Below are 12,346 nucleotides of genomic sequence, written 5' to 3' on the forward strand. Positions count from 1 at the left end.
GACCGGGGACCCGGAGGCCCGCACTAGGCAAACCCAGTGTTCATCGCGTGGGTATCCAGTCCTCAGCTGCACCAAAACCTCGAACAGCGAGGGGGCTCGTGCGTGGGTATCTGGTCCTCTGGCGCTCGGCGATGACCCAGTCTCACCTCAATGGAGCGGTTTTGAAACCGGCCACCTGTGGAAAACTCAGCGTTCCTCTCTGGTTGCGTTTGCCCAGTTCGTAGATCAGCTACAGGAGAGAGCTACAGGAAGCACTACAGGGGGCGGCGCCAGACGGGTCGCGGATCCGCGTACCTGCGCCGATCGGCGGGGGAGTGGGCTAGTTGGCTCCGGACCGCATACCCACGCTGTCCGGACCGGATACCCACGCGGTGCGGACCAGAGACCCACGGATCTGGACCAGACACCCACGAAAACAGCGTGGGTATCCAGTCCGGGGTTGATCCTGCCTGTGGAGAACTCTTCGGAGGGTACGACGGACCTCGGCGGATCGCTACTTGCGGGCCGTCTTCCGCTTCGCGCGCGGGGGAGTGGGTCGGCTCTGCTGAGGTCGAGCGGGCAGGTCGGTGATGACGGGCACGTCGAATCGCACGGTGTACCTGCGGTCGAGGCGCCCGAGGCCGGCCTCGTCCACGGAGACGAACCGCTGGCGACTGAGCTCCCGAGTGATGGAGACGTCGGCGGGCGTAGCCGCTCGAAGGTCCCGGTCGGTGTAGGTGAACGGCGCCGAGCCGACAACGCCACGCAGCGGGAGATGCCGGCTGCGCCCTGGTTCGCTCAGGACGATGGTCTCCACGGTTGCCTCTGCCATGCCGGTCCTATGCGCGGCGGTGACGTGACGACGGGGATCAGCTGACGACCGACCTGCGCGCACCATCGAACGCGCCGTCAGGGGGTGGGGGAGGGAGCAGAAGGGGATGTCTGTGAGACAAAGGCAGTCCAGGACCGCTCAGGGCGCCTCTCACGCGCCCTGAGCGCTCAGACGCGCGTCGCCGGTGTCGCGCTGCGGAGCGCGTCGCGCTGACGGCGACACGGGCGTGCGGGTCAGATCTCGCCGCGGACTTCCCGCCAGCGCTTCGCCTGCTCTTCGGTCATGCCGAAGTACACCTGGGGGTCCTGGTGGAGGTTACGACCCGAGGCTGTTGCGAGAGGCCAGATGTCATCGCCGAGGTAGGGCTCACGGTTCCACTTCGGGAGCCCGTTGTAGTTGGCGCGCAGGTGCGCGGTGAGCTTCCTGCACGCGTCGCGCCACTCGTTGAGCGCAAGGTCGGTCTTCTCGACGATGTCCGAGGTGGCGAAGCGTTCACCCGGGTACTTGGCACAGAAGTCCATCGCGACGGTCCAGCGCTGCGCGGTGAGGGAGCGGCCATCTGCGAGCTGCGCGAGCGCGGCTGCAGGCCACGGCAGCGTCTCCTCGAGGACGCCCTGCCAGACGATGTCTCCGATGACGTTCCCGGTGGTGATCTCTCCCGGTGCCGGCCAGCTCCGTTCACCGCGGGCCTTCTGGTTCTTTGACACCATCTCGACCACTGCTTCACGGTCGTCCGTCGGCACGGGGACCAACACCCACTCAGTCATCTTGTAACCCTTCAGATCCGTTCCACACAGCGCGGAATCCGTGTTGCCCACTATGGCACAAACGGAACAGTGGGTAGCTGCGAGATGCAAGCAGTGATCCCGGTCGGCTGCGCGCCCGTGGTGGGTGCTGGTGGACATGAGGATCGGCACTAGACATACTGGGGGAGTGCAGCGGGTACCCCCTGCTGTCCAGGATGGTCTTTGGGTCCGCGTTCGTGAGAGCGTGGACCTTCTTTTGTTTGTCGTGGAGCGGTCGCTTCAGTGGCAATACAAACCTTTGGTCACACTGGCCTTTTTCAACACAGGTCGCGATGTTGCCTTGGACAACGTGCCGTCCGATCCGCAGCAGCATGCGGAAGTGGGACCTGCACCCGTCGTACGCCACACCGGAAGTTCTGCCAGGGATGTCGGTGGACTGTGGCACGATGCCTGCATGAGCAGCAACGTGGTGGCGTTCGAACCCGAGGACGGCGCCGACGACGTCTCGGAAGGGTTCGAACTCGCTCCGGCAGCGGTCCTGCCGGCAGGACTGACACCGACACAGCTCGCCCGCATCCGCCAGGTGCAGTCCCAGGCCATCTCCGACGGCACCCGGAAGATGTACAAGCGCGAATGGGCCCGGTTCGTCAAGTTCTGCAAGGACGCCGGCGCGGACTTCCTCCCCGCCCACCCGCTGACGGTCGCTGCGTACTTCGAAGCCGCAGCCTCGGACGGGAAGGACGAACACGGCACCCCGTACGCATCGAACACGTTCGCCGGCTGGCTTTCGGCCATCGACAAGATGCACCAGCTCGCAGGCTTCCAGCGGCCATCGGAGAGCGCCGAGGTTGAAGCGACGATGGCTGGGCTCCGACGCACCAACGGTGGTGAGCTACGGAGGATGCCGGCGCTGCTGTTGGAAGAGATGCGCCACCTCGTTGAAGCGATCGACGTGAAGAGCTACCCACGCGGCGTGCACGGCGTCCGCGACTACGCGCTCATCGTCATGGGGTTCGCCGGTGCCTTTCGCCGCAGCGAGCTCGCATCGCTGAACATCGGAGACGTCACGCTCAGCGAGACCGAGGGCATCCGCGTTCGCATCCGCAAGTCAAAGACCGACCAGGAAGCCCGCGGTCGAACCAAGGTGCTCCCGTACGGTGAGAACCCGTCTACGTGCCCGGTGTGCGCGTTCACCCGATGGATACTGCTCACCGAAGCCATCTCCTCTGCCCGCCCCCGGATGGCGGCGATGAAGCTGATGGCGACCTTCGATGTGCACTCCCACATCTGCGCACGCGGCCGTGCCGACGACGACCCGGTGGACTGGTCGGATCCGCTGCCTGCATGGCGTCGCCTCCCCAAACGTATGCCGCTGTTCCGCCCCATCTCCACGGGCGGACGCATCACCAGAGACACGCACATCAGCGGGCAGGTCGTCCTCGCCGCAGTAGTCCGGCACTCTCTTGCGGCGGGACTGGACGCGAAGCACTACGGCGGCCACTCCCTGCGCGCTGGGTTCGTCACATCCGCCCTGAAGAAGGGCCTGAACCCGCACCAGATCATGCGCCAGTCCTGGCACACCAGCGAGCGCATGATCGAGGTGTACAGCCGCGAGGACACCCCGTTGGACAACAACGCCGTCACCGAGATCGGCCTCTGATGGTAGCCGCGTCCCTCGAGCGGTACTGGTCCCTGTTCGAGGATTGGTGCGACGCGTTCAATGAGCCGAAGACGCCCACCACACCAGACGCACTCGTCCGATTCCTGCGGGCATTCCCGGCCGGTGTGCCGACGAACACGCTGCGCGTCCGCGCAGTCAGGCTGCATCACCAGGAGGCCGGCGCGCCTCTTGACCTTGACGCGCTCCGCGCCGCGGTCGGCGGCTTCGAGGTACTTGTCCCTGAGACTAGAACTCTCGTTCGTGGCGGAAAACAGTACGTCACGCCGGCGGAAGCGATCGCGCAGCAGCCGAAGGTGCACCGCGGGAAGAACGTCGCCTCAGTCGTCCGCGGCCGCCGGAACGCGTTCCTCATCGTCCTGTTCGCACACCTCGGCCTGAACCGGACGCAGATCCGGGAGGTAGTCAGTTCGGACATCGCCCCGGCGCCGCTGAGCATTCAGGGCGTCGGCATCCCCCGCGGTGAGGACCCTGCGTCCTGCTACGCGTGCGCGGTCACTCGGTGGCTCCGTATCGTCTGGGCGACAGAACGCGCTGACCATGCCAGCATCCGGCAAACCTGCAGCGTGCAGACGTACTACGACGACGTCCACGACTGTGACGAAGGGCTCGAGCGGGACTGGCGATACGCAACGACACTGCTGCCGGCGGTTGACCAGCACGGATGGGTGGACTCGCACCGGTCAATCTCCACCAGGACACTGTCGGCCGTCGTGGGCAACGTGCTGCTGCCGACCGGATACCGGGAGCAGGAGTGGAAGCCGGCGGAGCCTAAACCCACCCGCTTCGACGACATGCGCAAGGACGAGTTCGACCTCGCGATGGAGGACTTCGACCGGCGGATGGCACAAGCGCTCGCCCGGTCGGCAGAGGTCCTCGCCGATGCGCAGGACACCGCAGACGAGTTGTACGGGCTGATCAACCCGAAGGCCGGTTAAGCACGAGACCCGCCATCGAAGAAGACATGCCGGAGTTTCGCCGACAGTACCTGTCGGGCTCTGTCAGGCGCGACTGCTTCTGCTACTCGGCTTGGTCTTGACCTGAACGGTCTTCGCGCGCCTTCGCCCGCTCCTGGACATAGGTTTCGGCGAGGGCGGTCGCCAGAGGCAGCCCGATCTTCAGCCCGACCTCGAGGGCGATGAAGCCGACCGCCGCCGTCGCCTTGCGGGAGCGGACCGACGCGATGCGGTCAAGTCCGCCAGCAATGCCGCTGCCGCCGGTGGAGAGCGACCCTCGGCCGATGTTCGACAAGAGCGCACGGTCGAATGCCGCACCGCTGATGGCGCTCATCGGGGTGCCGGTGCTGGCTGCGCCCACGCTGTGCTGAGCGCGGAGACCGGCTTCGGCGATGTTCGCCGCAGTTGACGGCAGCCGGGACAACCACCCTTGCGACCAAGCGGCTTGCGTCACCGCGGTCGTGAGCGGGTGCTGCGAGAGAGGCTGAGGCTCCTGCTGGTCCATCGGTTCGCCTTCGGGTCGGCTGCGGACAGCCGCGGGTCGAGGCTGTGCTCGAACTGTACTGCGGGGACAAGCCCGTCGGCGAGATCCGCTCGGGCCCGCTCCGCGGAGCCACCGCGGGAGAGTGGTTGTGTGACTGGGGTGGCGTCACTCGCCGTACAGGCGCTCCCACTGTTCGTCGTCGGCGGTCTTCAGCCGTTGGTCGGTGACATCGAAGCGCGCGACTGGTCGGATGCGGTGCGAACCCTCGTTGCGTCCGTCGACAGGGTAAAAGTTGCCGCAGTTCCGACAGATGAGGCCGGTGCACGTCATCTGGTCGTCGTGCGTCTGCCCGCGCTGGTCGGTGGTGATGAAGCCATCGCCGCTGGAGCTGTTGCCGCACGGGCACTGCGTCCAGCTGCCGTAGTCGATGGTCGCTGGTGTGGTGTCGGAGAGTTCGACGACGTTCCACTCGTACCGGTCATCGCGGCCGCCGGCGAGTGCTGCGCCAGAGGTGAGGCTGACGGCGGGGTCGTCGGAGGGTGTGCGGCCTGCGAACTGGCCGCCGTTGTCGGGCTGGCCTTCGACGTCCTTGCGGCGGACTGACATGGGGTCTCCTTCGTGTCGCTGTCACCAGGGGTGTGCGCGGCGGTTCCCTCCGATCAGAGCAGATGGAGGTTCTGCGCGCCGGCAGCCGCCCAGCCGGCGAGGACGGCACCGCCGGTGAGGAACAGGAACCCGATGAACCCGCCGGCGACGTTCGTGCGCCGCTCACGCGTGGAGCGCGGCAGACGCGCGGCCTGTCGGAACGGGTCGAAGTTCGGTTCCCAGGAGCGGTAGTACGACGCGAGGGCTCGCTTGTCGTCGAGAAGGTCACGGACCTGCAGCGCCGTGAGGGGGATGCCGAGTGACGCGCGGTCCTCGGTGTAGAACAGCGCGTCGTGGAACTGCTGGAAGGATGGCTTGCTCACAGCGGGTGCCTCTCCGGGGTGGTGTCAGTGGTGGCGGTACCCCTACACAGATGCGTCGAAGCAGCCCTGCGGGGTGTTACTTCCGACGCTTGGGACGGGTCTTGGTGGCCTTCCGGACCACGTTCTTCGTCGTCGCGGCGGGCTTGCGGGGCAGCTTCTTCGCCGCGGCGCCGGTGGCCGCCGTCGGCGTCCGTTTCGGCAGGACCGTTCCCCACGCGGGGTCTGCCTTCCCAGCCTTGAACTCGAGCGGTTCCGACAGCGCGGCGATGCGAGCGAACTCGTCGAGGTACGCCTGGGCGATGACCTTGTCGTGGATCTCGACGACGTTCTCGACGTTCGACGCCGCGTTGACGGTGAAGTTGAACGACCCGGTCCAGACGGCGACTGGCTTCCCGCGTTGCAGGCGGACGATGAACTTCGAGTGCATCAGCGGGGTGTTGCCCGCGGTTCCGCGGGTGATGTGACCGACGCAGCGGACCGGTTCGATGCTGTCCGGGCCGGTGGGGATGTCGCGCAGCGGTGCGGGGAAGTCTTGTCTGCGGAGACCGCCGCGCAGCTCGCTGAGGTTCTGCCGCTGCCGTTGCGAGTGCACCTTCCGGTCCGTGGAGCGGAGCGCGTACTCCTTGTTGACGATGAGGGCGACTGGTCGTTCCGCGAGCGCTCCGATGACGTCTCTGTTCGTCACCCATGCGACGCATCCGACGATGGCGTCGGAGCCGCGGATGAAGTCGAGGAGCTTGTCGGTGATGCCGGTGAAGTGCACCGTGACGGGACCGGAGGTGGTGGAGCGTTCGGAAGCCGCCCAGTCGTAACCGGTGCGCGCGGTCTTCGATGCCCACTTCGGCCGGACGCTGTTCAGGTCGTTCGTCCGCTGGGGGCGGCGCGATGGTGCGGGCGTCAGAGTGCAGCCGAGACGACGATGAGCGCCAGACCGGATAGCAGTGCCGCTCGTTCCGGCGTTGTGAGCCCGGTGTGGTCGATGTGGCGGCGTCGGCGGTGTTGCCGGACACCGCTCTCGACGGCGAGGTATGTCAGGGCGGCGAGGCCGAGGGTGGTGAGGACGTGTCCGAACCCGGGGTACCCGTTGCCGGTGAAGTCGATGCCCACGGCGATGCTGAACAGGCTGACGATGACGTAGCCGGTCAGCCACATCTGCTGGCCGAGTTCGTCGCGGCTGATGCCTGGGTGCGGCTTCGCGGCGGCGAGGAGTTCATCCATCGGCGCGAACCCCCTGAAAGATGAGCTCGCGGAGGCGGTCGTCACCGAGAGCCTCCGCCGGCTGGTGGTCTTCAAGCTGCTCGGCGATGCGCCGGAACGCGCCCGCGAGGTCGCTGAGGTCCGGGTGGTGCTTCTCGTCGGCGATGATCGCGGCGAGGCGGAGCTGCTGGGAGGTGGCCTTCCGCAGTGGGACGACCTCGCGGCCTCCGACGTTCAACGGCCAGTCGAGGGTGCTCGCGGGTTCGGTCATGAGCGGTGGTTCTTTCGGTCGGGCGGAACGCAGACGACGCGTCTGCTCGTCGAGGGACATGCGGCGGATCCCGCAGCGTCAGCAGGCGTCGGCGGTGAGCGCGGTGCTTCCAGTGCGGAACCGGAAGTCGTCGAGGTCGAGCGTGTCTCCGAGCGCCCAGTTGCCGTCGTTCGTGTACGCGAGGACGGTCGCCGTGGCGGCACCGGGCGGTGCTTGCAGCGTGACCTGTGATGTGCACCACCGGCCGTTCTCGGTGACAGTGGTGCCGGACCGGGTGTAGCCGACAACGCCGGTGTGATCGGCGTTCCAGAACTCGATACCCACCGATGCAGTGCCGCTACCCGTCCCGGTACCGCGGAACGCTCCGCTGGCGACGTACGTCGCCCCGGGTGTGACAGGGGTGCCGGACTGGAACAACCCGTTGCCGTTGCCACGGCCGGCACCCATGGTGATGCGGAGTGCTGCTGCGCCGGTGCGGGCGTCACCAGTGATGGTGGTGGTGAACCTGGTGCTGTCACCATTCGGACCCCAGGGGCTTCTGTCGCCGGTCTCGAAGCTGGCGTTGCTGAGGAGGTTCCGACCCGGTGACGTGCGGAGCTGGGCGACCATGTCGGTCACGTCGCCGGCGCTGGCGCAGGAGGGCAGGGGTGGAGTTGCGGGAGCCTTGGTTGTGGTCGATGAGGCGCTGCTGCGGAGGAAGACGGCACCGGTCTGCGACCGGGATCCCGCCACCCAGCCAGGTCCGGAGGTGTCTCTGCACGGCAGGGCGACGGCGTAGCCACCGTCGGACAGTTGCGCCTTGATGCTGCTGTTGCCAAGTGGTTCATCGTCGGACACTGCGTCGACGGGGAAGTATGCCGGCGCTGCCTGCTCAGCGGACGCGATGCGGTCGAGGTCCTGCCGTGCGTTGGTGTCCTTCGCTGACGACACTGCCGCTGCGACAGCGAAGGATCCGCCGACGAGGAGCACCAGCGACACCGCGATTGCCGCGATGACGAGGATGGGGTCCGTCGCACCAGCGTCGGACCGCGCGGGGCGCCTGCGGGACCGCATCACAACCCGCGCGCATTCGTCAGCGCCTGGTTCAGGTCGGCTGCGGTCATCCCCGAGGGCAGGCGAACGCCAGCGGGCAGGGTCCGAGCGCCGGCCGCGCCTGCGAGCTCACCCACAGCGGACCCGGCGGACGTCCTGATGAACAGCCGGCCGGTGGCGGACTTCGCGACCGCAGCCCATCCACTGCCGTCCAGAGTCGTCGTCACGACCGTCCGTACGCCGTCGGCGGGTGTGAACCCAGTGGTTCCTCGCTCCAGTGCGGTGGCGGCGTCGGTGCCGTCCGCGGTGCTGAGTGCGCGGCTGACAAGTGACGACCCGCCCGCCGAGTCGTAGGGCTTCGCGCCAGGTGTCGTCGGCGGAGTCCACCCGTCGAAAATACTGCCGACCTGCGGCGCACGTTCCGCCATGAGAGCTGTGCCGTCGAGGGTGGCGCCGGCTGGCCACCCCTCGTCCCCGTCCACGTCGGCGTACAGGGCGATGCTGGTGGCGCCGGTGGGAATGGTGACGGTGACTGATTCGCGGACCCACGCTCCTGCGGGAAGGACGGTGATGTCGCCACGGTCGAGTGATTCGCCGGACGCTGCAGGGATGTTCGCGCCGGAGCCGTCGAAGTACTGCACCTTTATCTGCCCGCGCGCGTGCGTGGTGCTGGCTCGGAGGGACGCAGCGAACGACCACGTCTGCCCGGCGGTCACAGGGAAGCCGTTCAGTCCGCCACTGGAAAGACTGAGGCCGGTGTTCCCGGTCTGGTTCGATGCGGCGGCGCTCGTCCAGGTCTTCCTGATGTACGTGGTGATGTCGGTGCCGGGCGGGCCGTCGAGGGCTCCGCTGACGTTGCTGTAGGTGCCGGTGGGGACTGTGGAGCCGAACCAGCGGGAGTTCATCCACACAAGCTGGTTCATCCCGTTCTGACGAAGCGCACGTGGGTCGGCTGCATAGTTCGTGCGGACGCCTGCACTGTCGGACCAGGTGGATGCCGAAGCTCCGGCGGCGCCCTTCCAAGCTGCTGACCCGGTGGAGTCGGCAATCGCTGCGGCTTCCGCGACGGCGACGTGCTCGAGCTCGTTCTTCGCGTTGAGGTCCCGAGCGTTGTTGAGGACGCCGGCGACTGCGAATGATCCGCCGACGAGAAGCACCAGCGACACGGCGATGGCCGCGATGACCAGGAGCGGGTCTGTGGCGGCGCGGTCGTGTCGGAGGAAGCGGGGCACAGCGTCTGCAGATGCGGCGGGCTCAGGGCGCTCCGACGACACGGATGCTGTTGTTGGCGGAGTCGGTGGCCCAAAGGTTGCCGGCGGGGTCAAGGGCGAGCCCGCGGAGCTGCCGGAACCGCGCGGTGCTCGCGGGTCCGTCGGTGGTGCCGCTGATGTTCGGGGTGCCAGCGATAGTCGTGACGTCTCCGCTTGGAGTGATTCGTCGGATGGTGCAGCCGTACGTGTCGGAGACGTAGATGGTGCCGTCGGAGGCGACGGCGAGTCCGGTAGGGGTGTTGAACGATGCCGCTGTGCCTCTGCCGTCCGTTTCATTGGGCTGTCCGTCTCCGGCAACCGTGCTGAGGGCACCGTCGGGTGTGAGGCGCCGGATTCGGTTCGACTTGTCGACGATGATGAGGTTGCCTTGCGGGTCGAAGGCGAGTTCACGGGGTGCGGAGAGTGTGCCGGTGCCGACCGGGCCGTCGGTGCTGCCGGAGAAGCCGGGCTTCCCGGCGATGGTGGTGACGGTTCCATCGGTGGTGATCTTGCGGATGACGCGGTTATCGCCGTCGGCCACGTAGAGGTTGCCGTTGAGGTCGGTTGTGAGGCCGTAGGCGCCGGCGAACTGTGCCTGCGCTGCGGGGCCGTCTCGGTAGCCGGCCGTGCCCGGAACGCCGGCGTAGGTGCTGACAAGTCCTGCTGGCGTGATCTTCCGGATGGTGTAGCTGCCGTAGTCGGTGACGTAGATGTTCCCGAGGCCGTCGACGGCGACGTCGGACGGGTCGTTGAACTGGGCGGTGGCGGCTGGGCCGTCCGCGGTGCCCCGGCTGCCGGTACCGGCGATGGTGGTGACGGCGCCGTTCTGTGCGACGCGGCGGATGGTCTGCCCGGCTTGGTCGGCGACGATCATCGATCCGTCAGCGGCGGGGGTGAGGCTGAAAGGGAGGTTGAACCGTGCTGCGCTGCCGACGCCGTCTGCTGCTCCGGCGGTGGTGCTCCCAGCGATGGTGCTGACTTGGTTCGCTGCACGCTTCTGGACCTTCGCTGCCGCGAGCACATCTTGCACCGCGGTTGATGGCATGCAGCTCGGGATGGCCGCTGCTGCCGGGTCAGTCGTTGTCCGTGCAGTCGCACTCGAGCGGAGGAACACGTTGCCGGTGGTGGATGTCGCCGCGCCGACCCAGCCGCAGGGGGCGCCGGTGACGGTAAGCCGACCTGACGGTGTGAATCCGACAGGTGTGGAGCTCAGGGTTGCGTCTGAGGCGGACGAGTAGGACGCGTAGGTCTGGTTGGCGTTGGCGTAGGCGGATTCGGTAACTGCGACGCGGTTGAGGTCCTGTTTCGCGTTCGCGTCCGCTGCCGATGCGATGACGCCGGCGACGGTGAACCCACCTCCGATGAGGAGGGTGAGTGACACGGCGATGGCTGCGATGACGAGGATGGGGTCGGTCGCTGCTCTGTCGGTTCGGAGGTAGCGGCGCACTCCCTGTCAGATGCGGCGGCTACTGGGAGGTGCGGCGGATGACGTAGTTGAGTTTGTCCGCGGTGTAGACGTTGCCGAGCCAGTCGGATGCGATGCCGACGGGGCTGTTGAGTTTGGCGGAGCTGTTCGGGCCGTCTGCGTAGCCTGCGCCGGTGCCTCCTGCGACCAGGCTCATCGTGCCGGTGGGTGTGATCTTGGTGATGTAGCCGGCGTTCTGGCTGAGCACGTAGACGTTCCCTGCGCCGTCAGCTGCGACGCCGACCGGTTGGGCGAGGCCGGAGGACAGTGCTGGTCCGGCGACGAACGCTCCGGTGCCGTTGCCTGCGATGGTGGTGACGTCTCCGGCTGGTGTGATTTTGCGGATGCGGGCGTTGTCCTGGTCGACGACGTAGAGGTTCCCGTCGCGGTCTGAGGTGATGTCTCGGAGGTGGTTGAACAGTGCTGTGCGCGCTGGTCCGTCCTGGTAGCCGACGACTCCGGGCTGTCCGGCGAAGGTGCTGACGGTGCCGTCGGGGCTGATCTTCCGGATGTCGGAGTTGTTGAACTCAGCGACGTAGATGCTGCCGTCGGGTGTGATGGTGAGTCCTCGAGCGCCGTTGAGGAGTGCTGTCGTTCCGGGGCCGTCCTCGTAGCCGGCGGTTGCGCCTCCGGCGAGGGTGGTGACGGTGCCGTCGGGAGTGACTTTCCGTACCGCTTGCGCGCGGCCGAAGCAGTCCTCTGAGACGTAGACGTTGCCGTACGGGTCGGTGGTCAGCGCGTACGGGCATTCGAAGGTGGCGACGGTCTTCGCGCCGTCGGTGAGGCCGACGGAACCGCGGATGCCTGCGAGGGTGGTGACGGAGCCGTCTGGTGCGACTTCGCGGATGAGCTTGTTGGACTGGTCAGCGAGGAATGCGTGACCTGCTTGGTCGGCTGCGACTCCGTAGATGGTGCCCAGCGTCGCGGTGTTCTTGTCGCCGTCGAGGGAGCCGGTGACTTGTGGTTGGCCGGCGAAGGTCGTGGTGGTGCCGGCTGGTTGTACGAGGCCGGCGCTGGCCTGCTGGATGAGTTTGCTGACTGCGGCGGGGTCCGCCATGCAGGTTGGGGTCTTCGCCGACGCGGCGGGTGCTTCGAGTGTGGTGTTGCGTTCGCTGGTGCGCACGTAGGTGCGTCCGGAGGCGGAGCGGGCCGCTGCCGCCCATCCGTTGGAGCAGGTCGCGACGACGACGCGGGTGTCGCCGCTGGGGGTGAACGTCAGGGAGCCTGCGTCGAGGCGGGGTGAGGCTGCGCTGTCGTACGCGGCGTACGTGCCCTGCTGTGCTTGGAGGGTGGTCTGCATGGTGGCGACCTTGTCGAGGTCGCCGCGGGCGTTCGTGTCACGGCCGTTGTTGATGATGCTCGTCGCCGTAAAGGAGCCGCCGACGAGGAGCACCAGCGAGACAGCGATGGCGGCGATGACAAGGATGGGGTCGGTCGCCGCTCTGTCGGATCGGAGGAGGCTGCGCACTCCCCCGTAGATGCGGCGGG

The 12,346-nt window shown here is 67.2% G+C and carries 14 protein-coding genes; 2 read left to right on the forward strand and 12 right to left on the reverse strand.

What is annotated here, in order from left to right; genetic code table 11:
- Nucleotides 1–493: 493 nt before the first annotated feature.
- Together DEJ19_RS20365 and DEJ19_RS20370 are read right to left on the reverse strand one after the other, a co-directional pair.
- Entirely contained in the window at nucleotides 494–811 is a 318-nt protein-coding gene (locus DEJ19_RS20365) for a hypothetical protein (RefSeq protein WP_111231954.1), read from the reverse strand.
- Between the two features lie 233 nt (nucleotides 812–1,044).
- Nucleotides 1,045–1,578 carry a hypothetical protein gene (locus tag DEJ19_RS20370; protein WP_111231953.1) on the reverse strand — a complete coding sequence of 178 codons (534 nt, stop codon included), beginning with the start codon at nucleotides 1,576–1,578 and terminating at the stop codon, nucleotides 1,045–1,047.
- A gap of 223 nt (nucleotides 1,579–1,801) precedes the next feature.
- Between DEJ19_RS20370 and DEJ19_RS20375 the strand changes: the two genes are divergently transcribed.
- Nucleotides 1,802–3,217 carry a site-specific integrase gene (locus tag DEJ19_RS20375; RefSeq protein WP_181441419.1) on the forward strand — a complete coding sequence of 472 codons (1,416 nt, stop codon included), beginning with the start codon at nucleotides 1,802–1,804 and terminating at the stop codon, nucleotides 3,215–3,217.
- A gap of 125 nt (nucleotides 3,218–3,342) precedes the next feature.
- A complete protein-coding gene (locus DEJ19_RS20380) occupies nucleotides 3,343–4,173 on the forward strand; it encodes a hypothetical protein (protein ID WP_146250455.1) in 831 nt (276 codons plus the stop codon).
- Between the two features lie 82 nt (nucleotides 4,174–4,255).
- Here DEJ19_RS20380 and DEJ19_RS20385 read toward each other — a convergent pair whose 3' ends face one another.
- The 10 genes from DEJ19_RS20385 to DEJ19_RS20430 all read right to left on the reverse strand — a co-directional run bounded on the left by DEJ19_RS20385 (nucleotide 4,256) and on the right by DEJ19_RS20430 (nucleotide 12,326).
- A complete protein-coding gene (locus DEJ19_RS20385) occupies nucleotides 4,256–4,696 on the reverse strand; it encodes a hypothetical protein (RefSeq protein ID WP_111231950.1) in 441 nt (146 codons plus the stop codon).
- A gap of 144 nt (nucleotides 4,697–4,840) precedes the next feature.
- A complete protein-coding gene (locus tag DEJ19_RS20390; protein WP_111231949.1) occupies nucleotides 4,841–5,281 on the reverse strand; it encodes a hypothetical protein in 441 nt (146 codons plus the stop codon).
- A gap of 53 nt (nucleotides 5,282–5,334) precedes the next feature.
- On the reverse strand, nucleotides 5,335–5,643 hold the full coding sequence (locus tag DEJ19_RS20395; protein ID WP_111231948.1) for a hypothetical protein: 309 nt from the start codon (nucleotides 5,641–5,643) through the stop codon (nucleotides 5,335–5,337).
- Between the two features lie 76 nt (nucleotides 5,644–5,719).
- Nucleotides 5,720–6,406: a phospholipase D-like domain-containing protein gene (locus tag DEJ19_RS20400; protein ID WP_146250453.1), complete on the reverse strand. Its 687-nt coding sequence runs from the start codon at nucleotides 6,404–6,406 to the stop codon at nucleotides 5,720–5,722.
- Between the two features lie 134 nt (nucleotides 6,407–6,540).
- The gene (locus DEJ19_RS20405) at nucleotides 6,541–6,861 is read right to left on the reverse strand and encodes a hypothetical protein (RefSeq protein WP_111231947.1); all 321 of its coding nucleotides are present in this window, start codon (nucleotides 6,859–6,861) and stop codon (nucleotides 6,541–6,543) included.
- Nucleotides 6,854–7,111 (reverse strand): hypothetical protein, encoded by a 258-nt coding sequence (locus tag DEJ19_RS20410; RefSeq protein WP_111231946.1) that lies wholly within the window; start codon nucleotides 7,109–7,111, stop codon nucleotides 6,854–6,856. Before DEJ19_RS20410 ends, DEJ19_RS20405 begins: the two co-directional genes overlap by 8 nt.
- Before the next feature lie 78 nt (nucleotides 7,112–7,189).
- Complete coding sequence (locus DEJ19_RS20415) at nucleotides 7,190–8,164, reverse strand: carbohydrate binding domain-containing protein (RefSeq protein ID WP_111231945.1); 975 nt, start codon at nucleotides 8,162–8,164, stop codon at nucleotides 7,190–7,192.
- Nucleotides 8,164–9,375: a hypothetical protein gene (locus DEJ19_RS20420; RefSeq protein ID WP_111231944.1), complete on the reverse strand. Its 1,212-nt coding sequence runs from the start codon at nucleotides 9,373–9,375 to the stop codon at nucleotides 8,164–8,166. Before DEJ19_RS20420 ends, DEJ19_RS20415 begins: the two co-directional genes overlap by 1 nt.
- 22 nt (nucleotides 9,376–9,397) lie before the next feature.
- On the reverse strand, nucleotides 9,398–10,774 hold the full coding sequence (locus DEJ19_RS20425; RefSeq protein WP_146250451.1) for an NHL repeat-containing protein: 1,377 nt from the start codon (nucleotides 10,772–10,774) through the stop codon (nucleotides 9,398–9,400).
- 85 nt (nucleotides 10,775–10,859) lie between these two features.
- Nucleotides 10,860–12,326 (reverse strand): NHL repeat-containing protein, encoded by a 1,467-nt coding sequence (locus DEJ19_RS20430; RefSeq protein ID WP_111231942.1) that lies wholly within the window; start codon nucleotides 12,324–12,326, stop codon nucleotides 10,860–10,862.
- Nucleotides 12,327–12,346 lie beyond the last annotated feature (20 nt).

The organism is Curtobacterium sp. MCSS17_016 (assembly GCF_003234255.2).
Lineage (GTDB): Bacteria > Actinomycetota > Actinomycetes > Actinomycetales > Microbacteriaceae > Curtobacterium > Curtobacterium flaccumfaciens.

Excerpts from the sequence above, each read along its gene's own strand:
- DEJ19_RS20370 (WP_111231953.1), bottom strand. The coding sequence starts at position 1,578 with ATGACTGAGTGGGTGTTGGTCCCCGTGCCGACGGACGACCGTGAAGCA.
- DEJ19_RS20385 (WP_111231950.1), bottom strand. The coding sequence starts at position 4,696 with ATGGACCAGCAGGAGCCTCAGCCTCTCTCGCAGCACCCGCTCACGACC.
- DEJ19_RS20415 (WP_111231945.1), bottom strand. The coding sequence starts at position 8,164 with ATGCGGTCCCGCAGGCGCCCCGCGCGGTCCGACGCTGGTGCGACGGAC.
- DEJ19_RS20365 (WP_111231954.1), bottom strand. The coding sequence starts at position 811 with ATGGCAGAGGCAACCGTGGAGACCATCGTCCTGAGCGAACCAGGGCGC.
- DEJ19_RS20405 (WP_111231947.1), bottom strand. The coding sequence starts at position 6,861 with ATGGATGAACTCCTCGCCGCCGCGAAGCCGCACCCAGGCATCAGCCGC.
- DEJ19_RS20410 (WP_111231946.1), bottom strand. The coding sequence starts at position 7,111 with ATGACCGAACCCGCGAGCACCCTCGACTGGCCGTTGAACGTCGGAGGC.
- DEJ19_RS20390 (WP_111231949.1), bottom strand. The coding sequence starts at position 5,281 with ATGTCAGTCCGCCGCAAGGACGTCGAAGGCCAGCCCGACAACGGCGGC.